The following is a 21,267-nucleotide window of genomic DNA, read 5'->3' on the forward strand; positions in this document are numbered from 1 at the left end:
TATTGCAACCCAAAGCGTGACGGCTAAAACGGACGCACAATAAAAGGGGAGACAAATGCAATTGAATAAAACAGGAATGCGCTTAGCAGGACTGGCGCTGGCTATGTGTATGAGTGTACAGGCTAGTGCCGCAGAGGTTGCTGGTGTTAAATTTGATGAAAGTGTACAAGTAGGCGGCACAGAACTGAGCCTCAACGGTGCTGGTATACGTTACAAGGCCATTTTCAAAGTCTATGCAGCGGGTCTGTATCTGAAAGAGAAAAAGACCACAGTACCAGAAGTACTGGCATCACCCGGGCCACGCCGTGTGACTATCGTCATGTTGCGTGACCTCAGCAATGAAGAATTCGGGCGTGGCTTCATGACCGGTATTCAGCAAAACACCGACAAGGCAGAAAAGTCCAAAATGACGATGCAATTTATCCGTTTCGGTGAATTGTTTGCCTCCGTGCCGGAACTCAAAAAGGGCGATGTCATGACCAATGACTGGATACCCGGTGTCGGCACAGTCGTGGCGCTGAACGGCAAAAAGATGGGCGATCCTTATCCGGACATCGCTTTCTACAACGCCTTGCTGCGCATCTGGCTGGGTGAATCCCCGGTAGACCGCAGCCTCAAAAAAGCTATGCTGGCAGAAGAGGATACGCGTATGCGCTAATCCTTCAGAATCAGATGAGAGGCGCAGGGATGCAAATCCTTGCGCTTTTTTATTGCCTGCTTCAGTTCAGGTGTTTCTTTGTTATTGAGCGCTAGTTACGGATAGACAGGAATAATTATTTCCATGATGCATATCAAGTATTCAAATGAAGCTATTTCTCATCCGCTATATATAAGTGTATATTACGCTTCTTGTTTGACACTTATTGTCTGGACACCTCATGCAAATCAAGACCTTGGGCAAACTCATTGTTAGTATTGCTTTCTGCACCAACTCTGCCACGAGCCTTGCCGCCGAAGTCACAGTCTCCGCCGCTGCCAGCCTGACCAATGCCTTCAAGGAAATCGCCCAAAATTATCAGGCGCAGTATCCTGAAGCCAAGGTATCTCTGAACTTTGGCGCGTCTGGCGCACTGCTGCAGCAAATTGCCAAAGGTGCACCGGTCGATGTGTTTGCCTCGGCAGATCAGGAGAGCATGGATGAAGCGCAAAAGCAGGGCCTGGTCGTCGCTGGCGACCGCCGTGATTTCGTTAAAAACACTTTGGTGCTGATTGCGCCCATAGATAGCATTTTATCTATCAAGCGCCTGGAGGATTTGAGCCAGGCTGGCGTCAAGCGCGTTGCCATTGGCAACCCTGGCAGCGTGCCGGTAGGGCGTTATACCCAGTATGCGCTGACCGCAGCCAAGCTCTGGCCCGCGCTGGAAGCCAAGGCTATCTACACTCAGAATGTGCGCCAGTCGCTCGACTATGTGGCCCGTGGTGAGGTCGAGAGTGGCTTTGTGTATGCTACAGATGCCGCCATCATGAAACATAAGGTGAAGGTCGCCATGGAAGTGCCACTGGACATGCCTATCAATTACCCCGTTGCCAAAATCAAGGCCAGCACGAATGCAGAAGAAGCCAAGCGCTTCATCGCCTTTTTGTTCTTACCTCAAAGCCAGGTTATCCTGACTAAATACGGCTTTCAGAAACCGTAAAAACCTTAAGGTTACGAATGAATCCAGCATGGACAGCCCTGATATTGTCATTGAAAGTTGCTGGCTGGGCCACGCTGCTGAATCTGATTTTTGGCATAGGCGTGGGTTATTTGCTGGCGCGCAAGCGTTTCCCTGGCCGTGACTTGCTCGATACCCTGTTGACTCTTCCCATGGTCATGCCGCCCACCGTACTCGGTTATTACCTGCTGGTCTTGCTGGGGCGGCGTAGCGCGCTGGGGGCATGGTTGCAGGATCATTTTGGCTTCAGCTTCATTTTTACCTGGCAAGGTGCAGTCATCGCAGCAGCCATCGTTGCCTTTCCGCTGGTATTCAAACCGGCGCGGGCGGCTTTTGAAGCGGTAGACGGGCAACTGGAACAGGCTGCACGGGTTCTGGGAATATCTGAAATGGCGATCTTTTTTCGCGTGACTTTGCCGCTGGCATGGCGCGGTATCTTGGCTGGCGTCTTGCTGGCCTTCGCCCGTGCCCTGGGTGAATTTGGTGCCACCCTGATGGTGGCTGGCAGCATACCAGGCAAGACCCAGACTTTGTCGATTGCCGTTTATGAAGCAGTACAGGCAGGGCAGGACGATGTTGCCAATACCTTGGTACTGCTGACTTCGGCAGTCTGTATTGCGGTGTTACTGCTGGCAGGCAAGCTGGCACCTGGCCGCATTGCCAACCGCATGTGAAAGGACACGATGCAATTTGACCTGCACATACACAAGACCCTGCAATCTGGCCAGCGTCGTTTTGAACTCGATGTTGTGGTTCGCAGCGATTGCCATCGTCTCGTCATACTTGGCCCATCCGGCGCTGGCAAGAGTTTGGTACTGAAAGCCATCGCCGGTTTGATGACTCCCGATACTGGCTACATCCATGTCGCTGGCAATACCCTGTTCGACCATACTGCCAGCATCAACTCGCCACCACAGCGTCGCCAGCTGGCTTATTTATTCCAGGACTATGCCCTGTTCCCACATCTTAACGTTGCACAGAACATCGCCTTTGGCCTGGCTCATGGCTGGCGTAATCCTTCCGCGAAAGTGCAGGATGAGAAGGTCGATTACTGGCTCGAAGCCTTGCACATAAAAGCTTTGGCCAGGCAAATGCCGCATGAATTGTCAGGCGGACAAAAACAGAGAACAGCCCTTGCCCGCGCCCTGATCGCCGAACCACGTGCACTCTTGCTCGATGAACCCTTTGCGGCCCTCGACCAGCCCCTGCGCATCAGCATGCGAAAAGAACTCGACAGCCTGCAAAAGCAATTGAATATCCCCATGATGCTCATCACACATGATGCAGAAGATGCCCAGGTGTTTGGTGAACATGTGCTGAATTTGCAGGATGGCAGACTCATTAACATCGTTAAGGATGCAGCATGAAAGGGCAAGGAGACGGCAAAGCAATGAACACAAAAAATAAATCCATCGCACTGCAAGGCTCAGTCTGGATGACTGTTGATGGAGAAAACCTTGGCGGCCAAAGCCGCATTGCCTTATTGGCCCAGCTTGCCGAAAGCGGCTCGATTACTCAGGCTGCCAAGGCTGTCAAGATGAGCTATAAAGCTGCCTGGGATGCCATAGACACCATGAATAATCTCGCAGGCGAACCTCTGGTAGAACGCCTGACCGGTGGCAAGGGAGGTGGTGGCACACGGCTGACGAAGCGCGGTGAGCAACTGGTCAGTAATTTCAAGATCATAGAAAAAGAACACCGCGACTTCATCGCACAGCTAGACAGGCAGGCAGTAGGCATTGCTGACGATTTTTTATTGATCAGGAATATGAATATGAAAACCAGCGCACGCAACCAGTTCCTCGGCAAAGTCAGCCAGGTCAAGCACGGCGCCATCAATGATGAGATGGAACTGGAAATCGCCGGTGGCCAGAAGATCGTCGCCATCATCACCCATGAGAGTGCGCAGGAACTGGGTTTGCAAATAGGAGCAGAAGCATTTGCATTAGTAAAATCTTCTTCCATCATCCTGATGACAGATGATAGCAATGCCAAGCTGTCAGCCCGCAACCAGCTCACAGGCAGTATTAGCCGTATCCTGCCCGGTGCAGTCAATACTGAAGTGGTAGTCGAACTGCCCGGTGGTGCGACCCTGGCCGCCATCATCACCAATGAAAGCGCGACCAGCATGGGCATGGCTGTGGGTGGTGCAGTGACAGGCTTGTTCAAGGCTTCCAGTGTGATATTGGGTGTGGCTGGCTGATTTTGGTACAAAATGTGCCGGACTTGGCACCGCATTTCAACGAATAGCGCGGGATTTTAGGGTACGTATAATTTTTCCTGAATATGCATTGATCACAATGGATTTCATCTCTGTGGTGTAACTGTTGTCCGATAATATTTTGGTATAGACCCAGGCGAGGGTATCAAGTTTTTCATAGCATTCGAGCCTGACGGTCATGTTTCTCTCGAACAAGCCTTTCTTGACGATGACGCCATCTTCATTGTGTTCAAGCACATAAGCCATGTTCTTTTCGAGAAAACCTCTCCTGGCTATGAGCTCTGTAAATTCCTTGAAATTATGAAACACTTGCTTGTTTGTTGAATTCGCATAAGCAGGTAGGTTAATCTCCTTGATCACACTCGCGTCAGACTTGAGCCAGATCTCAGCAGGGAAAATGATTCTGGGTGTTCCAGGCAATTCAAAATCGAACTGCAATATATAGGCGGGGACATTGCTCTCGTCATTTTTGGAGTGTGCGTCTAACAACTGAGCACCGGAAAATTTCAAATGAGCGTATTGTGTTTCTCCAAGGCGTTTTTTAAGATGTACGTCAAGTCGTGCTACTACGGCTTGTGGGATATCTGCCAGGGATTTTGTTTGTTTCGTCTGGTAGCCACCGAACGAAACCAGGCCATGCCCAACTGACTCTGGAACAATTTCTGCAAATGCAGGGCAAGTTGGAGGAGTCAAAGCAGCGAGGAAAAGTAACCGTGCTATGTGAATATGTATCATCGTGAAGAGTTTTTAGTGTCTTTAATGTAGCAGATGATTGGTCAGATGGTAGCTACTTTGCTCTTCCAAAAGCATTATTCCAAAGTGAATCTCAGGTCCCGATTATCTTTCGCCACATTCCCCGCAAAGTCCGCCGCATGGATACGCAAGACATAGTTGCCAGGTGCTAACCTACTGACGTCCCAGCTACCTTTTTTAGCAATCCCATCCTTGACCGAATTGCTGGCCAAGTACAAAAAGCGGGTTTTCTTCGCTCCGTGTACCGTGATTCCGCTTTCTTCTGCATACAATAATTTGACCATTTCGCGGTCAGGTGGCAGGGCATTGAATTCCATGGTCATGCGCGGGTTTTCATAGCCCGGCACTGGGCTGCCATCGGTGTACAAGAGCTGATAACCCAATTGGTACAAGCCCAGACGGCGGCGTTTGGCATTACCGTCCACCTGGTCATAGGCATCAACGACAAGGCCGTAATCCTTGACCTGGCTGGACAATAGCAGGCGGCCTTGCTGTTTGTCCTTGATCTCTTTGCCGCTGCCATCGATGATCGTGATGTCTTCTATCTCAGGTGCGACGGTATCTACCAGGCCGGGGAAGTTCAGTTGCAGCGGATTGATTTTGAGGCCCGCGTGATTATGTTCCAGATGCACATGGAACATGCGGTTGATACTGCCCAGTGCTTCGCCTGTCTTGAAGCGGGTGCCGCGCCTGACACGCACTGCATAGGGTTTGCCATCTGCCAGCGTCTGCAGCTGGAATTTATCGTCATCGATCAGCGTATCTTTAGCTGTGCGCCCCACCTTCATGTGGATGTAAGCCATGCTGTCGAGCTTGATGCCTTCGCTGAGGCCACCGTAGCCCCAGCTACCGCTGGTGCCGCGCACTTTTTCACTGGCGATGGCGTACACAGTCGTGCCCATATTTGCCTGCACATCCAGACCGCCATGGAAATGATCGCGACTTTCGCCCTCATAATTGCCGCGCACTTCACCCATGGTGCCGACGACTTCATGTGGTGACTGTTGTGGCTTGATGGGCCAGGGGTAGGATTTGATTTCATCGTCCAGGCGGGTGTTCTTGATTTTGTGCACGGGTGCTGGTGCTGGAGGTTTCGTGTCAGTTGCGGTATCAGCAGCGCCGCGGGCGCGTATCCTCAGCAATTGCAGGCGTACTGAGTCGCTGACAAACAAAGCGCCTTTGTTGTTCAGCGCTATGCCTGTAGGGTGCTGGAAGCGTGGGGTTGTCTCATCTCCAGGTTCAAAATTAATACCGACACCTGTTACGCCACGCATTTCACCTGTGGGCGAAATTTGTATAATGCGGCCCTTGCCAGCCTCGCCTATATAAAGGTGATCATCATGGGTGGCGACTATACTCAGAGGACGGCGCATCAGGGGTTTTTCTTCGTCATCCAGGGCACGCGCCACGGTTGTGACTTGCCCATCCATGCCCAGTCTGCGTACGGCGTCATTCTTGCTGTCGGCGATGAGTAGCTCCCCCTTGCTATTGATTGCCACACCTGTAGGGGTATCAAATAGGGCAGTCGCTGCCGGGCCATCCTGATAACCCGACCCATTGCCACCAGCAAGCGTGCTGACCTGGCCATCCGTGCTGATCTTGCGTATGCGGTCGTTGTAGGTATCCGCCACATAGACATTGCCCGCTACATCAACTGCAATTCCTATCGGGCCATTGAATTGTGTTTGCGTACCTATGCCATCGTGGTAACCGGGTTTGCCATTGCCTGCCAGGGTAGTCACCATGCCTTCAGGACTGATACTGCGTATGGCATGATTGCCAGTATCTGCTACCAACAAATTGCCCTTGCCATCCAGCGCAATGCCAGACGGCGTATTGAACGCTGCCTGATCTGTCATGCCATCAGCAAAACCTTCGACAGAACCGGCATAGGGTGTAACCGCCCCATCATTGCCGATCTTTTTGATCTGGTTATGTTCGCCCGCATCGCTGACAAAAATATTGCCCTGCTTGTCTATCGCCACTGCATAGGGGTCAGAAAAATAGCTGGCATCGACATCCGGCAGGCCAGCATACACATCCAGTTCGGCTTGCCATTCAAACGAAGTGCCGGATGGCTTTTTAATCACACCGACTTTAGCCAGCAAGTTTTCAGGCATGGTGGCTGGCATATCCTTGGGCAGATAGCGCAATAGCCCCAGTATGATGGCGAGCATGGCAATGACAAACAGCAGGCGGATGACGAGGGTTCGGTGCATGAGAAAAATTGGACCAAGCAAAATACAAGTCGTGCAGCTTAGCCCAAATAACAGAGACTTGCCATCGTGCGCAGAAATTTCCTAAATAGATTAGCATCACTATTTTATGCCCAAGGGCAAGTACACATCAGGAAGGAAATACCATGTCCAGCACCGCATTAAGCAATTTTCCCATCAATCAAAAATGGCCAGCACAACATCCTGAACGCCTGCAACTGTATTCACTGCCCACTCCAAATGGCGTGAAAGTTTCCATCATGCTCGAAGAAATTGGCCTGCCGTATGAACCACATCTGGTCAATTTTGAGACCAATGACCAGACCTCGCCAGAATTCTTGTCACTGAACCCAAACAATAAAATCCCCGCCATCATCGATCCGCAAGGCCCAGGTGATAAACCGCTGGCCTTGTTTGAATCCGGTGCCATCCTGCTGTATCTGGCAGACAAGACCGGGAAATGTATCCCCACCGATGCGGCAGAGCGTTATGAATGCATACAATGGCTGATGTTCCAGATGGGTGGCATAGGCCCCATGTTTGGCCAGCTTGGCTTCTTCAATAAGTTCGCTGGCAAAACCTATGAAGACAAACGCCCGCGTGACCGTTATGTGGCAGAATCCAAACGCCTGCTGGGCGTAGTCAACCAGCGCCTGGCAGACCGGAAATGGATCATGGGCGATACCTATACCATTGCCGATATCGCGATTTTTCCATGGATACGTAACCTGATCGGTTTTTACGAAGCCGGTGACCTGGTAGGTATCAATGACTTTCCGCATGTACAACGCGCCCTGGCCGAGTTTGTGAGGCGTCCGGCAGTGCAAAGGGGCTTGTTGATACCAGGGCGCTGATAGCATGTTCGCTAAAAATATCAGCCTGCTCAGCGGTGCCTTGTTATTGTCTGGCACTTGCCTGGGCGCTACTTTCAGCGATAAACCTGTCAAGTATGCGAGCAAGAACCACATGGGGGAGAAGGTAGAGCTCACTATCCCTTTTATCTCAACTGAGAATCAGCAAGTGGCAGATCGTATCAATAACTTTCTGCATATACAGCTACTGAATACTTTGCCACCTGGAAAAGAAGACGCTGCCACAAAGACAGCACTTATAGAGCTGGAACTTCCTCTGGAGTCCATGGAGCCAGCATCTTCTGGCCTGGTGAATGGCAAGCGACAATATGCCATCGTTGTCAGTACTGAGGGTTGTGGTGCATATTGCAGCCTAGGCGAAATTCGCTTCGACTTTGATACGAGAACGGGGCGTGCCATCACTCCTTTGGAGTTATTAAGTGAGTCTGGTAAAAAGGCCCTGGCTGCACTGGCACAGAAGACCAATGCCAGGCGCCTGCGTACTGAAATAGCCCGTCTGGAAAAATTGCGTAACAAGGGCACGAAAGAACGCGACAAAGAAACGATAGCTGAGCAGATAGAGCTATATGAGCGCTGCCTGGAAGAGCGTTACACCAAATCTGGCAGCCTCTATGATTTGTATCTGAAGTATCCCGGGCAGATAAATATACTTGATGGTGCCCTCAGTTTTGATAGCGGCACATGTTCAGCGCATGTCAACCGTGCCATTGATGACCTGGGTAATCTGATAGTGACACTTAAAGCACCACAGTTGAATGCTTACCTTAGCAATTATGGAAAATATATTTTGCTGGGAGAGGGGGATGGAGCAATCGCTGACATCAATCCCTATGCACAGGTTTTTCGTGGCAAGATCAATGGCAACACGCCCATTACATTGATGCTGACAAGCAATGCTGAAGGAGTCTATTACCCAAGTTCGCGCTATTTTTATGACAAACATCGTAAGGCCATAGAACTCAAGGTTGAGCACAAGCAAGACCTCACTGAACTGACTGAATTTGACAGCAAGGGCAAACCAAGCGCAACCATCAGTTATCGAAGGGATGGTAATAAGTTACTGGGGCACTGGCGCGGCGCAGGCAAGACACTGACTTTCGAGGCCGCACCTTGAGTTCTGTGCAGTTACTGATATTAATGAAAAACACACAATGAAGATGTTGAAAACGGCACTGTTATTGCTTGCACTTACTTTCAATGCTGCTGCCAGTGCTGAAAGCATGAACAGGTCTGCCGAAATTGACAAGATTTATGAGCAAGATCAGAAAACCCGTACACTATTTAAGCGCGGTGATGTCTATGACAGACCGACTGAGTTGAAGTCTGACGCTGCCAACCGCATGCGCCTGTTTGAAATGATGGCCGATGATCTGCCCTGGACAGCCAGGGATTTTGCTTTGGTCTCGCGTGTTTTCCAACATACCAATACGGGGGCTGAATCAGAAGAAAATGAGAATTGGCGTTCGCAGGAAAATCATCTGCTGGGTTTCTTTCTTTCGCGCAAGGCAGCCAGGCTGGGTAAATTGGAGGAGGCCGGGAGTATGGTTAGTCGTATTGAACGCTATCTGAAGGCCAGAGGCATACCCAGAGATTATGGACTGGAACTGGTATCAAGAACACCTTTTAAGGCTTGTGTTATCAACCCCCAAATAACAGATGAGCAAAGACTGGATGCCGGTCTTCCTTTGAGGCTGAATGAAATAATGAAGGAATTCTGCCACTGACTTTTCAATTATGCTTCCAGAAGACACAGGTATTTGATATATGCTGAAAAGCAACGGAGCAATTCCAGAGTAAAAATATTCTTCGCCACTTTGTCGATTTGCCTGTATCCCAAACGTCATTGTCATGACGGCGCATCCTGCCCGTTACAATTGAAAAGGAGAAAAATCATGCAATACATGTTATTGATCGCTGCAAATGAAGCCGAAGAGCAACAAATTCCGGATGCAGAGATGATGCAAGTTATAGCTGCCTACGGTGCCTATTCCGAAGCGTTAATGCAGGCTGGTGTGTTGGTATCTGGCGAGCGTTTGCGTGAGTCGACCAGCGCAACCACGGTGCGCGTGCGCGAAGGAAAGACGATGGTGCTGGATGGCCCTTATGCCGAAGCCAAGGAGCAACTCGGTGGTTTCTACATTATCGATGTGGCCGACCTTGATGCCGCCATGCACTGGGCAGCACGTTGCCCCGGTGCAGCCTATGGCTCTATCGAAGTCAGACCTGTCTGGCCTTCAGAAAATATGCCTGGTGACGAATGCACGGCAGCAGCCTAGTTGCAAGTTCCGAAGCAGCGAGGGTAGCAGAGGCCGCCGTCCGTAATAGCTATGGGCGGCTGCTTGCCATTTTGTCGGCACGTTCGCATGACGTGGCCTGGGCAGAAGATGCTTTGTCCACGGCTTTTGAAAGTGCCTTGCAGCACTGGCCGCAGACTGGCATACCGGCAAAGCCTGAAGCCTGGTTATTGACCGTGGCCAGGCGCGTCATGATCGATGTCGTACGCCAGCGGCAAACTCAGGCGGCGGCTCTGCCTGATTTGCTCTTGCTCAGCGATGAATTGATGGAGGAGGTAGACAGCGCTGCAATCCCGGACCAGCGTCTGGCGCTGATGTTTGCCTGCGCCCATCCTGCCATAGATGCCAGCATGCGGGCGCCGTTGATTTTGCAAACTATCCTTGGCCTGGATGCGGCAGCAATTGCCTCGGCCTTTCTGGTTTCTCCAGCCACCATGGCGCAAAGGCTGGTACGGGCCAAGGCCAAGATACGTGATTCCGGCATTCCTTTGTTAGTGCCGGACCAGAGCGTCATCGGTGAAAGGCTGGATGCCATCACCGACGCCATCTATGCCATTTATACCGCAGGCTGGGCTGATGTTACTGGTGCAGAAGGGCAAGCTAATCTGACTGATGAAGCCATCTGGCTGGCAGATTTGTTGGCTGCCTTGAAACCTGATGAAGCAGAGTCGCTGGGTTTGCTGGCACTCATGCTGTACACAGAATCGCGCCGGCCAGCGCGCCGAGATGTTAGCGGTGAGTATGTGCCGCTGGCACAGCAAGACACCAGTTTGTGGGATGGTCAGCTTATCCATGCTGCTGAAAAAATCCTCAGACGCGCTAGTGCATTGCAACAAACCGGGCGTTATCAACTGGAAGCGGCCATACAATCTGCCCATGTAGCAAGGCGCATCAGCGGCCAGACTGACTGGCCAGCCATAGCGCAACTGTATGCGCAGTTGATGCACATTACCGATTCCCCCGTAGTCGCCATCAACCATGCTATTGCAGTGGCAGAAACCGCAGGCCCACAAGTGGCTTTGCATATGCTGCCTACTGTACAGGCACAGCCGCGCCTGCAAAATTACCAGGCTTACTGGGCAGCGCGGGCGCACTTATTGAGAAGTGCCGGTGAGTTGGTACTAGCACGCCAGGCTTATGATGTTGCCATAGGGCTGGAGCCGGATATAACCGTGCGGCGTTTCTTGCAAAAGCAGCGCGTCAGTCTGGATTAATAATTTTTGAGTAACAAGATTTCCAGCTTGTTTGCCAGGGCAGCATGTTTTGTATGCACATAGTGGTAGAGCTGAGTGGTGCTGATTGCAGGTTTCAACATATGCACGGTGCCTTCCAGTCCCATTTCTCTCACCAGTTGCAAGCCAGCCTGTTCATCAATGATGATCAGTTCTACCCGCCGGTGCAGCATTTGCCGGAAGGCTGCCTTGATATTTTGTTCGGCATGGCCGGTACTGAAACCCAGGGTATTTTGTTCTATGAGCTTGGTGCCCATTTCATATGAAAAAGTGTGCTTGCGCAAACTGTCCCAGCCTTTATCAACATCTATGTTTTTATCCAGGGCAAAAGCTACGGTATTGGTGCTTGCCAGAGGCACTGAAATTTGCAGGAGATTAGGATATTCCATACTCAGGCCTGCCTTACGCATGAGTTCACCGTCCAGGCGACCGCTATTGGATTCTTGCAGGGCGCGATTGCCAGGCAGGTTGACAAACTCAATCTGCACGCCCAGCTTTTTATAATGCTCAGTCAGATAGGCAGCAGCATTTTTTCCATGGGACCACCCTGGCCGAACGTGGCAATGCGCAAGTTTTCTTGCTGCGCCTGGGCCGGCCCAGTGGTGCTGAGGAAAAAAAAGCCGAATGCATAAAGCCAAGTCGCTATTGTCTTGCCATACTTGCCTGAGATCATGTCTGAACTCCATCTCCATCACTGGATGCGTGTTTTCCTCAAGAATTGCCAAGGCAGATACGCCTGGCAATTTTTTTGCTCATGTCAAATAGATCATGTCAGATGGACCATGGTAGATTAGCATGCCAGGATATATTATGCAGCCAAACGCCAATGCGGTTAGAATCTCGCCTGTCTAAAATAAATGGGCGAGAGCATGAACGCAACAAGCAACACTGGATTGACTCCACAGCAATTATTTGAAAACAACCGCAATTGGGCTGCTGCGATCACGGCAAAAGATGCTGATTTTTTTAAGAAGCTGGCAGCACAACAAAGCCCTGAATACTTATGGATAGGCTGCTCTGACAGCCGCGTTCCAGCGAATGAATTGCTGGGTCTTTTGCCTGGCGAATTATTCGTCCACCGCAATATTGCCAACGTCGTCGTCCATTCTGATTTGAATTGCCTGTCGGTACTGCAATTCGCGATTGACGTGCTTGGCGTCAAACACATTATCATCTGCGGTCACTATGGTTGCTCAGGCGTGCATGCCGCGTTGACCAAACGCCGTGTTGGGCTGGCAGACAACTGGCTGCGTCACGTACAGGATGTGCATCAAAAGCATGAAAAATACCTGGGCGAGGCATTGTCCTTGCAACAGCAAAGCGAACGACTGTGCGAATTGAATGTCATCGAACAAGTCGTCAACCTGTGTCAGACCACCATCGTGCAAGATGCATGGGACCGTGGACAGCCATTAACCGTGCATGGTTGGGTGTACGGCTTGCGTGATGGCTTGCTCAGTGAGTTGGGCATGACCGTCAGCTCAGCCGATGAACTGGCCCCGCACCTCGAAGCCAGTTTGGCGCGTTATGATGAAGTGGCGAAATAAGTGGCTAAATCAGTGACAATTAAGTTGTAGACTGGATAGATGGCTGCATTAAGCAGCCATCGCTACATTTGCAACGACTATGCATCTTCGCAATGGAATTATCCAAATGAAAATGCGAAAAAAATCAGATTTGCCCAGCAAACTTTGCCAGACTTGCGGTTTGCCATTTAACTGGCGCAAGAAATGGGAAAAAAACTGGGACGAAGCCAAATATTGTTCCCAGCGCTGTCGCAACAACAATCACGGCAATAGCAGTGGCAAGTCACAGGCTTGAGAGCCGTTATCAAATCGGAAAGCGCCATGCAAACTGCTGCACCCGCAACCACATTGCGCCTTATTCTGGGTGACCAGATCAATCCTGTGCATAGCTGGTTTAGCCAAACTTCCGACGATGTCGTTTATGTCATGATGGAAATCCGGCAAGAAACGGATTACGTCCTGCACCACGCCCAAAAAATCATCGCCATCTTTGCTGCCATGCGCGATCTGGCTACGCAACTGCAAGCTGCCGGACATCGCCTGCACTATCTGACTATCGATGATGCAGACAATACACAATCACTGACAGCCAATCTTGACTGGCTGCAGGCGCATTATCAGTGCAGCCAGTTTGAATACCAGGAGCCTGATGAATTCAGGCTCGATGCGCAACTTGCTGCCTACAGCGACGCCAGCGAGATCAATTGCCGCATGTGCAGTAGCGAACATTTTTTTACCCGCCGTGATGAAGCCGCCATCCTGTTTGAAGGTCGCAAGAAATGGCTGATGGAAAATTTCTATCGCCACATGCGCGTCAAGCACCAGGTCTTGCTGGAAGAGGCGAACAAGCCAGTAGGCGGTCAGTGGAATTATGATCACGACAATCGCAAAGCCTGGCCAGGCATACCCTGGGAGCCGGCAGATTTCCGGCCACGGCATGATCATTCAGCTTTATGGGCAACCATACAGCAGGCAGGGATCAATAGCTTTGGCGACGCAAACGCAAGCAACTTCGCATGGCCACTGAACCGCGCAGAAGCACTGGCGCAACTCGACGCTTTTATCCAGCATGCCCTGCCGCATTTTGGTGAGTTTCAGGATGCCATGAGCAGCAAGTCATGGCGATTGTTCCATTCGCTGATTTCCTTTGCCCTGAATGTCAACATGCTGCATCCACAAGAAGTGGTCAGCAAGGTCGAAGCTGCTTTGTGGTCAGGTCATGCCGCCTTGCCTGCGGTAGAGGGGTATATACGACAGATACTGGGCTGGCGCGAATATGTGCGTGGTATCTACTGGGCGCAAATGCCCGGCTATGATGAGCATAATTTCTTTGCCCATGAAGCAGAATTACCATCATGGTTCTGGACTGGAAAAACAAAAATGCGTTGTCTCTCCAGCGCCATCAGCCAGTCGCTGGAACATGCCCACGCCCACCATATACAAAGACTGATGGTCATTGGTAATTTTGCCTTGCTGGCGGGCTTGCAGCCACAGCAGGTACATCGCTGGTATCTCGGTATTTATATTGATGCGTTTGAGTGGGTGGAATTACCCAATACTCTGGGCATGAGCCAGTTTGCTGATGGTGGTATGCTTGCTACCAAACCCTATGTGTCAGCCGCAGCCTATATTGACAAAATGAGTGATTATTGCAAGGGCTGTCATTATGATAAAAAGCAACGCACTGGTGAAAGTGCCTGCCCCTACAATGCCCTCTACTGGGATTTTTTTGCGCGTAACGAAGACAAGTTATCCAGCTACCCGCGCATAGGCATGGTGTACCCGCAACTCAGGAAAATGGATAAAGAAGTCTTGCAGGGGCTACGCGACAGGGCAACAGATATACGCGCCAGCCTCGACGATCTTTGAGTACATTGTTTGCAGCACCTCGCATTTGAAAGCCAGAGAATGAACCCCATACAGCCAAACAAGCTCATGCTCTCCAAATGGACTGCGGTAGAAGTCGTTGCCAAACAAAAGCACTTTCTGGTCAGTAAAGTCTATTTGCCTGAGCAACAAGAAGGGCAGCTTGTCATGAATGCCCAGGTAGAATTTGTTGAGCTTGAAGCTGTCTATACCAAGGCCAAGCGTAAGATCGCCTGGCGGGAACTGACTGACACGACCATGTGGAAACAAGGATGGGTATGATGGCGGATAGTTTACTAAGCTCCTTCCCGCAGGGCTTCAGGGCGTTAGTCATCGGTGCATCTGGCGGCATAGGCGCGGCATTTGTAGAATTATTGGGTGCGCAAGAACATTGCGGCCAGGTTGTATGCCTGCATCGCCAAAGCCAGCCGCCACTGGACTTCGCCCTTGAAGACAGCATCGCCCAAGCAGCTGAAGTGATGAAAGAACTCGGCCCTTTTCATCTCATCATCAATGCGACTGGTGTATTGCATACTGCTGACTTCATGCCTGAGAAAAAACTGGCCGATTTGCAGTATGCACAAATGCAGGCGACCTTCCTCGTCAATACCTTTGGCCCCGCCTTGCTCCTGCGTCACTTCGCACCTCTGCTCGACAAGCAAAGAGGCGTCATGGCCATGTTGTCCGCCAAGGTCGGCAGCATAGAAGATAACCGGCTTGGCGGCTGGTATAGCTATCGCGCCTCCAAGGCCGCATTGAACATGATGATCAAGACCGCAGCCATAGAACTCAAACGCACCCAGCCAAACGCAGTTTTATTTGCCTTGCACCCCGGCACGGTCAACACTGCATTGTCACAACCCTTTCGCGGTGCCAGCATAGGCCGCCCTGTCACACAGGCAGCCAGTGAAATGCTGGCTGTGATCGACAGCATGCAGCCTGCACAATCGGGCGAGTTTTATACCTATGCTGGAGAGACGCTGCCCTGGTAAATTCTCAAAGCAGTTGCATAACTTCATGCAACTGCTTGCGTGGTTTTTGCGGCCAGTTGCCTGCCGCCGCATAACCCACAGTGATCAGCATGACCGGGATTTCTGTTTCATGCAAATCAAACTCACGTGTCACCGCATCTGTATCAAAGCCACTCAGGGCGCAAGATGCCAGCCCCTTGCCTTGTGCTGCCAGCATCAGCGTCATGGCCGCCAGTGAAGCTGAGCGCAAGGCCTCATCCCTTTGCAGCACTGCATTATCCGTATGGCTTTGCTCTGCCATGCCTACCCATGTTGCCAACATTTTGTCGTCGATGATCCCTGCATTAACAGCGGGGCGTAAGGCTGGTTCCAGTTGAGTGTGTGCATTCAAGGTGCCGCAGATAATGAAAGTCACTGCAGCATCGCTGACCTTTTGCTGATTAAACGCTGCTGCCTGCAAACGCTGTTTGGCTTCATCACTGACAACCGCCAAAAATTTCCAGTTCTGGAAGTTATAGGCTGAGGGTGCCAGCGTCGCCAGGCGCACCAGTTCGCTGATCTCGGCATGGCTGAGCTTGCGGCTGGGGTCATAATTATTGGCAGAGACGCGGGACTCGATAATTTCTTGTATGGATAGGTGCATTTTTTTCCTTGATGAAGGTGAAGGTGAGGGGGAAGGCGATAAAAAATTCAGGCCTGACTACGCATGCTTTTTTGCACGACGATGACGCTGGCAAGAACGATCAATAAACCTGCCAGTGACATCCCGCGCATGCTTTGATCAAGCACGACCCAACCCAGGATGACGGCTGTGATAGGGCTTAACAAACCCAGTGAAGACACAGCAACCGGTGACAAGCGCGCTATGCCGCGAAACCACAGGCTGTAGGCCAGCAAGGCACCGACGATGGACAAGTAGGCATAACCCAGTATCTGCGTCAGGTTCAGGGCAGGCAGTGGCGCATCCACCAGCAGGCTTAAAGGCAGCAAGATCAAACCACCCAGCAAGAGCTGCCAGCCAGTGAAAGCCAATACCGGCAAACTGCTTTGCCAGCGTCGCGACAAATATGTGCCACCCGCCATGCAAATCGCCCCTGCCGCAGCGGCAGCCAGGCCCACGGCATCCATGGTTGCAGTAGCTGACAACAACAAAGCTGCCATGCCCAGCACAGCACAGACACTGGCCATGATCGCCAGCGCGGCCGGCCTGCGCCTGTCCATTAACCAGACCATGGCCATGATCAGTAAGGGTTGTATGGAGCCAATCACGGCTGCCATACCACCAGGCAAGCGGTAAGCGGCAATGAATAACAGCGCCTGGAAGAAACCTATGTTCAGCGCGGCCAGTATCAGCAAGCGGCCCCATTCGCGCGACAAGGGCAGGCGCTTACAAAACAGCACCAGCAAAATCCCGCTGGGCAGACATCGTAGCAAGGCAGCAGTAAATGGCCGGTCTGGTGGCAAGAATTGTGTCGTGACGATATAAGTCGAACCCCAGATGGCAGGTGCCAGCGCGGTCAGCAAGGTATCGAACCAGAAACCAAGGCGGGCGAGGTTGGGAGTGCTAATTGCAGTTTTCATGATAATGTCTTGAGTTCAAGATAAATAATGGTAGCACAAACTATCTTGATATCAAGATAAATTCCACATGTATTGTGTGGTCTTTGGAAGCATCAACAGGGACCTGGATGTTCCAAAGAGCTGAATCGCATTGGCGGCGCATATAATGGCAAGCACATAAAAGATAAACGGCCAGGGAGCAAAAGATGGGGGAAAAGAAGATGGACGCAGTCGATAAGATCATGGAGCAGTGGCGCAATGCCAGGCCAGACCTTGATTGCAGCCCCATGGAAAACATAGGCCGCCTGCGCCGTTGCAGTGACCTGCTGGGGCGCGAACTGGAAGCCACCTTCAGCAGCTTTGGTATGAGCGCCTGGGAATTCGACATGCTGGCCACGCTTCGACGCTCCAGTGACACGTTCTGCATGAGCCCAACCGACCTGTTCTCCAAACTCATGGTCACCTCCGGCACCATGACCCACAGGCTGCAAAAACTCGAAGCCAGCGGCTGGATACTACGCCTGCAAAACCCCGACGATGCCCGCAGCATGCTGGTGCAATTGACAGATACCGGCAAAGATCTGGTAGACCGTGCATTGGCTGCTCATGTGGAAAATGAGAGGCGCATCATGGCAGGTTTAAGTGCTGCGGATTTGAAGCGTTTGAATGAGGGGTTGAGGGCGATGTTGGCGGTGTTGGAGAAGGCTGAATAGAAGAGTTGGCGTGCGCTGAAAACGATCATTGAAGCAGAAATTGTATTCGGGCAGCACAAACGAACAACGATTTTATTAATCGGGGGGATATGTGAGAGATTGCAAGCGATGACAGTGCAGAGACCGGAAGGATTTATTTGCCGACATAAGCACGTCAAACTCGAAGGCTACTTTTTGGATTTCGTGACTACAGGAAATCCAGTCATCCAAGGTGGATATTGCGCATACGAATTCTCGACGCTGCCAAGACCTGTGGAGATAGTATCTTCGGCACTTTGGCGTGGCTGCATATCACACTATTTACTTGACGAGCACGGCCACCTGTATTTGCAGGGATTTGAATATCCTAATCAGCGAGTCGAGTATTGCGATATCGTCCATGAAAAATTGACAGGAGATTTTTATCTCGTTTTTTCGAAAGGCTTTTATATCGACAGAACTTATGTGCCCTTTAAAAATGGCTTGGTTGTGACTGATGAATCATTGTGGATAATAGAAAATACTGGTCGCACCAGGAACTCATGGACTGAAGAGGCAGAAGCTAAATTCCTTGAAGAGCATAATTGCTTTGTCGTGATCGATTTTGGCTTGGATGCACCGGCAATCCAGAGCCAATATACGGTCTATGTTGATGGCAATATTGCCGCTACTCATAGCAAAGATGTTGCAGATGAAAATACTCTTATGAAGCGTGTCAAGCAAGGCAATCATAGAATCGTGGTGCGCGAATCTGATTGCAAGAAAAAAGACAGGAAGGAATCGGAGACGCTTTATTTTTCAGTTACTCCGGAACAGCAGATGCATTTCCGTTTTGATGCAAATAATGGCGAATTACATTTATTAAGAATGTAATTCAAAAATACGTTACGCGCATGCCTTAAGCAATTCATGACCTCAGCGCGCAGTTCTTTGATCTTTAACAATTTTTGATGTTTCTCTACCAGAAGCAGAATGACTATATGTATTGCGACGTTCTCGAATTCATGTTGAAAGAAAAAATCGGGAAGCAAGACATCATTGAGTTTCTTGCCTCTCATTTTGAGATTTCTCGTATTCATGTTATTGAAAAAGATAATTTCTTCGACAAAGAAAAAATCAAGTCGGAAATTTTTATCGGCCTGACAGTCCACACTCTGGATGATGGGTTTCAAACATTGGTGCAATGCTTGGTCAATGCACGTTTGAAAGATATTCAGTTACTTCAATTGGCTGCTCACGCTGCAATTTTCTTCAAAACAGAAATTGTGATCGGCGATTTCAGAGCAGAAGCGGCTGGTCAACAAGATGCATGTTTGCTCTTTTATGCCGATGGAAGTGTCGCCGAATGCGTTGACAACTCGTATGGTGGAATAAATAATGTAGATTTTCACGCTTTCTTCCAGCCAGTAGATACGATTAGCAGAGCTTAATCGTACGCATGTTGTGCATCAAAATAGGCATCTCAAATCATCATGCTAAAGCTGTCAGAGAAATGAATTTTTTTGAATGATGTGCAGTATTTATGTTTATCGGAGTTGTTAGCAGTGAATTACATGCGTCCGATTACGCAGGCTAATCGAACCTACTTGGCTTATCTTACCTATGGCTATTCACGTAGCACTCCAAAGTTCTGTCAATCCCTTTTACTACGGCCTTGGTTTATTGCATCAATACGCCCTGGTACCGATAGCTTTGGCACGTTGCCCGCTAAATTGCCCTTTTCCAAAACCTGTCAAATTCCAGTGACCAGACACTGCGTCTGTTGCAAGGTTGATCTTGCCATTGAAGTTGGCTGAACCGGCAAGGCCTTTTCCTGTCATTTGTACGATACCCTCGGTCGATACCTTGCCAGTAATTGTAAAACTGCTGCGGGCAGTGCGCGAGTCGGCAGAGCCTAGGATATTGCCTTTATGGTCAACGTGGATATAAAACGTACCTGTATCGGCGCCTTGATAACTACCGTAATAATCGCCAAGTATGCCCTGGGTACCAGATTCACTGGACCCGCTCTGTGCCGATTCTCTGGCTAGCAAAGTTGCTTGTGAACGCAGTTGCGCAAGATTGATAGTATTCTTTGCAGATGCATCTGCTTCGATACCAGTAGTGATATCAGTCCTTGATTTTTCTGTTGCCTGGGGCGCAGGCAATTCATCAAATGATGTAGGATTTGTTGCTGCTGATTTCTTTGCTGGATGCGGAGTTTCTCTTTGAGGATTAAGCGGCGGCTTTTGATGCGCAGGTTTTTCTTGTTCAGTTTTTGGTATCAATGGATAGGTTTGCGTCGTCACAGACGTCAAGAAAGTCACGTCTGTTCCTTGAGTGGCATTATCTGTCTGGCGAGGTTTGTGTTGAGAGAACATCAGGAGTAGCAGGATGTGCATCACCAGGATGGCAATCAGAGGCCATATACGGATAGCTGTAGCTCCATGTGATGATTGCTGTATTGATATCACTCAAGCATCCTCTCACTTAACATGACCCTGCATTGAGCGCCCAAGGCATAATATTACAAATCAGTTTGATATGTTTCTGTCATCTTCTGAGGTTTGGCATGCGTCCGATTTCGCAGGGATTAATCGGACCTACAGGCAGATACTGCCCACATCAACCTACCCCGTAATACCCCAAAAACATCCCCGCCGTCAGTTCTATCAAGACCTTTTGCTGCAGCTCTTCCAGCATGGGCTGTCCCATTGCCACCTGCGGCCAGAAGGCCAGGGACTTGAGCTGGCCTTGCAGCATGTCGCCCATGAAGTAGGGGTCGCCAGCTTTCAGCTTGCCATCGGCCTGCGCTGCCCTGATCCAGGCGACGATGCCTTCTTCGCGTTTGCTCATGCGCTCTACCATGTCGCGGGCGCGGTCCGGGGTGTGGATGGTGGCGGCGACGGCGACGCGTACCAGGTCGATGAAGTTGGTGTCGCTCATCAGGCGCATCTTGTTACCAAGGAAAGTTTCCAGCTGTTCTCGCAGGTTTTTATCAGCCTGATAGCTAAAATCATCCTGAGAAACAGCGCTTTGCCACAATTTTAACAATATTGCGGCGAACAAATCGTCTTTACTAGGGAAGTGGTTGTACACCGTGCGTTTTGAGACGACGGCCGTGGCGGCGATCTTGTCCATGCTGGTTGCATCGAAACCATGGAGGCGAAATTCATGAATCGCTGCCTGCAAGATGGCTTCGCGTTTGCGGTCGGTCTGGCGTACGGGTGCGGACATGTTGTGTTAAGCAATCTTGACTGGTTTGCAGCGAGAGGCTGCGAATATAAAGAATTTTACACTAAGTAGTTTACTTCTCTAAATTTAGAAACTACACTGTGTAGTGTAATAATTCGATGCAGTAATTAATTTGTGAGCCAGTTTTTCATTTTATGCCCAAATTTTCGCGATTTGTATTCAGTCTCTTTATGAC

26 protein-coding genes are annotated in these 21,267 nt (G+C 50.4%); 18 read left to right on the forward strand and 8 right to left on the reverse strand.

The window, feature by feature from the left end; all coding sequences use genetic code 11:
- Window positions 1-55 precede the first annotated feature (55 nt).
- The 5 genes from Q8K39_RS15285 (at window position 56) to Q8K39_RS15305 (ending at window position 3,858) form a co-directional block, all read left to right on the forward strand.
- Entirely contained in the window at window positions 56-658 is a 603-nt protein-coding gene (locus Q8K39_RS15285) for a chalcone isomerase family protein (protein ID WP_305261470.1), read from the forward strand.
- Window positions 659-878: 220 nt separating this feature from the next.
- Complete coding sequence (gene modA, locus Q8K39_RS15290) at window positions 879-1,637, forward strand: molybdate ABC transporter substrate-binding protein (RefSeq protein WP_305261472.1); 759 nt, start codon at window positions 879-881, stop codon at window positions 1,635-1,637.
- Window positions 1,638-1,654: 17 nt separating this feature from the next.
- On the forward strand, window positions 1,655-2,329 hold the full coding sequence (modB, locus tag Q8K39_RS15295; protein ID WP_305261473.1) for a molybdate ABC transporter permease subunit: 675 nt from the start codon (window positions 1,655-1,657) through the stop codon (window positions 2,327-2,329).
- A gap of 9 nt (window positions 2,330-2,338) precedes the next feature.
- On the forward strand, window positions 2,339-3,022 hold the full coding sequence (locus tag Q8K39_RS15300; RefSeq protein ID WP_305261474.1) for an ABC transporter ATP-binding protein: 684 nt from the start codon (window positions 2,339-2,341) through the stop codon (window positions 3,020-3,022).
- A 23-nt stretch (window positions 3,023-3,045) separates the two neighbouring features.
- Complete coding sequence (locus Q8K39_RS15305; RefSeq protein ID WP_186953297.1) at window positions 3,046-3,858, forward strand: TOBE domain-containing protein; 813 nt, start codon at window positions 3,046-3,048, stop codon at window positions 3,856-3,858.
- Window positions 3,859-3,894: 36 nt separating this feature from the next.
- On the opposite strand, the gene Q8K39_RS15310 is transcribed toward Q8K39_RS15305, so the two are convergent.
- Complete coding sequence (locus tag Q8K39_RS15310; protein ID WP_305261475.1) at window positions 3,895-4,611, reverse strand: hypothetical protein; 717 nt, start codon at window positions 4,609-4,611, stop codon at window positions 3,895-3,897.
- Between the two features lie 74 nt (window positions 4,612-4,685).
- The gene (locus Q8K39_RS15315; protein ID WP_305261477.1) at window positions 4,686-6,848 is read right to left on the reverse strand and encodes a gluconolaconase; all 2,163 of its coding nucleotides are present in this window, start codon (window positions 6,846-6,848) and stop codon (window positions 4,686-4,688) included.
- A 143-nt stretch (window positions 6,849-6,991) separates the two neighbouring features.
- On the opposite strand from Q8K39_RS15315, the gene Q8K39_RS15320 reads away from it, so the two are divergent.
- The 5 genes from Q8K39_RS15320 (at window position 6,992) to Q8K39_RS15340 (ending at window position 11,225) form a co-directional block, all read left to right on the forward strand.
- Complete coding sequence (locus Q8K39_RS15320) at window positions 6,992-7,699, forward strand: glutathione S-transferase N-terminal domain-containing protein (protein ID WP_305261479.1); 708 nt, start codon at window positions 6,992-6,994, stop codon at window positions 7,697-7,699.
- Between the two features lie 4 nt (window positions 7,700-7,703).
- Window positions 7,704-8,831, forward strand: coding sequence for a hypothetical protein (locus tag Q8K39_RS15325; RefSeq protein WP_305261480.1), 1,128 nt, complete (start codon window positions 7,704-7,706; stop codon window positions 8,829-8,831).
- A 37-nt stretch (window positions 8,832-8,868) separates the two neighbouring features.
- Window positions 8,869-9,441, forward strand: coding sequence for a hypothetical protein (locus Q8K39_RS15330; RefSeq protein WP_305261482.1), 573 nt, complete (start codon window positions 8,869-8,871; stop codon window positions 9,439-9,441).
- A gap of 168 nt (window positions 9,442-9,609) precedes the next feature.
- Complete coding sequence (locus Q8K39_RS15335; protein ID WP_186953302.1) at window positions 9,610-9,993, forward strand: YciI family protein; 384 nt, start codon at window positions 9,610-9,612, stop codon at window positions 9,991-9,993.
- Window positions 9,975-11,225, forward strand: a complete 1,251-nt coding sequence (locus Q8K39_RS15340) for an RNA polymerase sigma factor (protein ID WP_305261485.1) — start codon at window positions 9,975-9,977, stop codon at window positions 11,223-11,225. Before Q8K39_RS15335 ends, Q8K39_RS15340 begins: the two co-directional genes overlap by 19 nt.
- Here the strand turns inward: Q8K39_RS15340 and Q8K39_RS15345 are convergent.
- Entirely contained in the window at window positions 11,222-11,731 is a 510-nt protein-coding gene (locus tag Q8K39_RS15345) for a hypothetical protein (protein ID WP_305261487.1), read from the reverse strand. The genes Q8K39_RS15340 and Q8K39_RS15345 overlap by 4 nt on opposite strands.
- 23 nt (window positions 11,732-11,754) lie before the next feature.
- A complete protein-coding gene (locus tag Q8K39_RS15350; protein WP_305261488.1) occupies window positions 11,755-11,916 on the reverse strand; it encodes a hypothetical protein in 162 nt (53 codons plus the stop codon).
- 196 nt (window positions 11,917-12,112) lie between these two features.
- Between Q8K39_RS15350 and can the strand changes: the two genes are divergently transcribed.
- The 5 genes from can (at window position 12,113) to Q8K39_RS15375 (ending at window position 15,627) form a co-directional block, all read left to right on the forward strand.
- A complete protein-coding gene (gene can / locus Q8K39_RS15355) occupies window positions 12,113-12,790 on the forward strand; it encodes a carbonate dehydratase (RefSeq protein WP_186953305.1) in 678 nt (225 codons plus the stop codon).
- Window positions 12,791-12,896: 106 nt separating this feature from the next.
- Complete coding sequence (locus Q8K39_RS15360; protein ID WP_305261491.1) at window positions 12,897-13,064, forward strand: DUF2256 domain-containing protein; 168 nt, start codon at window positions 12,897-12,899, stop codon at window positions 13,062-13,064.
- 26 nt (window positions 13,065-13,090) lie between these two features.
- Window positions 13,091-14,638 (forward strand): cryptochrome/photolyase family protein, encoded by a 1,548-nt coding sequence (locus Q8K39_RS15365; RefSeq protein ID WP_305261493.1) that lies wholly within the window; start codon window positions 13,091-13,093, stop codon window positions 14,636-14,638.
- Window positions 14,639-14,677: 39 nt separating this feature from the next.
- Entirely contained in the window at window positions 14,678-14,917 is a 240-nt protein-coding gene (locus tag Q8K39_RS15370; RefSeq protein ID WP_305261495.1) for a TIGR02450 family Trp-rich protein, read from the forward strand.
- A complete protein-coding gene (locus Q8K39_RS15375) occupies window positions 14,914-15,627 on the forward strand; it encodes an SDR family NAD(P)-dependent oxidoreductase (protein WP_305261497.1) in 714 nt (237 codons plus the stop codon). Before Q8K39_RS15370 ends, Q8K39_RS15375 begins: the two co-directional genes overlap by 4 nt.
- 4 nt (window positions 15,628-15,631) lie before the next feature.
- Here Q8K39_RS15375 and Q8K39_RS15380 read toward each other — a convergent pair whose 3' ends face one another.
- Both Q8K39_RS15380 and Q8K39_RS15385 read right to left on the reverse strand, forming a co-directional pair.
- On the reverse strand, window positions 15,632-16,249 hold the full coding sequence (locus tag Q8K39_RS15380; RefSeq protein WP_305261499.1) for a nitroreductase family protein: 618 nt from the start codon (window positions 16,247-16,249) through the stop codon (window positions 15,632-15,634).
- A 47-nt stretch (window positions 16,250-16,296) separates the two neighbouring features.
- A complete protein-coding gene (locus Q8K39_RS15385; RefSeq protein ID WP_305261501.1) occupies window positions 16,297-17,187 on the reverse strand; it encodes an EamA family transporter in 891 nt (296 codons plus the stop codon).
- Between the two features lie 200 nt (window positions 17,188-17,387).
- Between Q8K39_RS15385 and Q8K39_RS15390 the strand changes: the two genes are divergently transcribed.
- The 3 genes from Q8K39_RS15390 (at window position 17,388) to Q8K39_RS15400 (ending at window position 19,288) form a co-directional block, all read left to right on the forward strand.
- Window positions 17,388-17,879 (forward strand): MarR family winged helix-turn-helix transcriptional regulator, encoded by a 492-nt coding sequence (locus Q8K39_RS15390; protein WP_305261503.1) that lies wholly within the window; start codon window positions 17,388-17,390, stop codon window positions 17,877-17,879.
- 99 nt (window positions 17,880-17,978) lie between these two features.
- Window positions 17,979-18,731: a hypothetical protein gene (locus Q8K39_RS15395; protein ID WP_305261505.1), complete on the forward strand. Its 753-nt coding sequence runs from the start codon at window positions 17,979-17,981 to the stop codon at window positions 18,729-18,731.
- A gap of 131 nt (window positions 18,732-18,862) precedes the next feature.
- Entirely contained in the window at window positions 18,863-19,288 is a 426-nt protein-coding gene (locus Q8K39_RS15400) for a hypothetical protein (protein ID WP_305261507.1), read from the forward strand.
- A 237-nt stretch (window positions 19,289-19,525) separates the two neighbouring features.
- Here Q8K39_RS15400 and Q8K39_RS15405 read toward each other — a convergent pair whose 3' ends face one another.
- Window positions 19,526-20,164 (reverse strand): hypothetical protein, encoded by a 639-nt coding sequence (locus Q8K39_RS15405; protein WP_305261509.1) that lies wholly within the window; start codon window positions 20,162-20,164, stop codon window positions 19,526-19,528.
- A gap of 298 nt (window positions 20,165-20,462) precedes the next feature.
- The gene (locus Q8K39_RS15410) at window positions 20,463-21,074 is read right to left on the reverse strand and encodes a TetR/AcrR family transcriptional regulator (protein WP_305261511.1); all 612 of its coding nucleotides are present in this window, start codon (window positions 21,072-21,074) and stop codon (window positions 20,463-20,465) included.
- Window positions 21,075-21,267: the final 193 nt, after the last annotated feature.

This window comes from Undibacterium sp. (assembly GCF_030683615.1).
GTDB classification, from domain to species: Bacteria; Pseudomonadota; Gammaproteobacteria; order Burkholderiales; family Burkholderiaceae_D; genus Undibacterium; species Undibacterium umbellatum.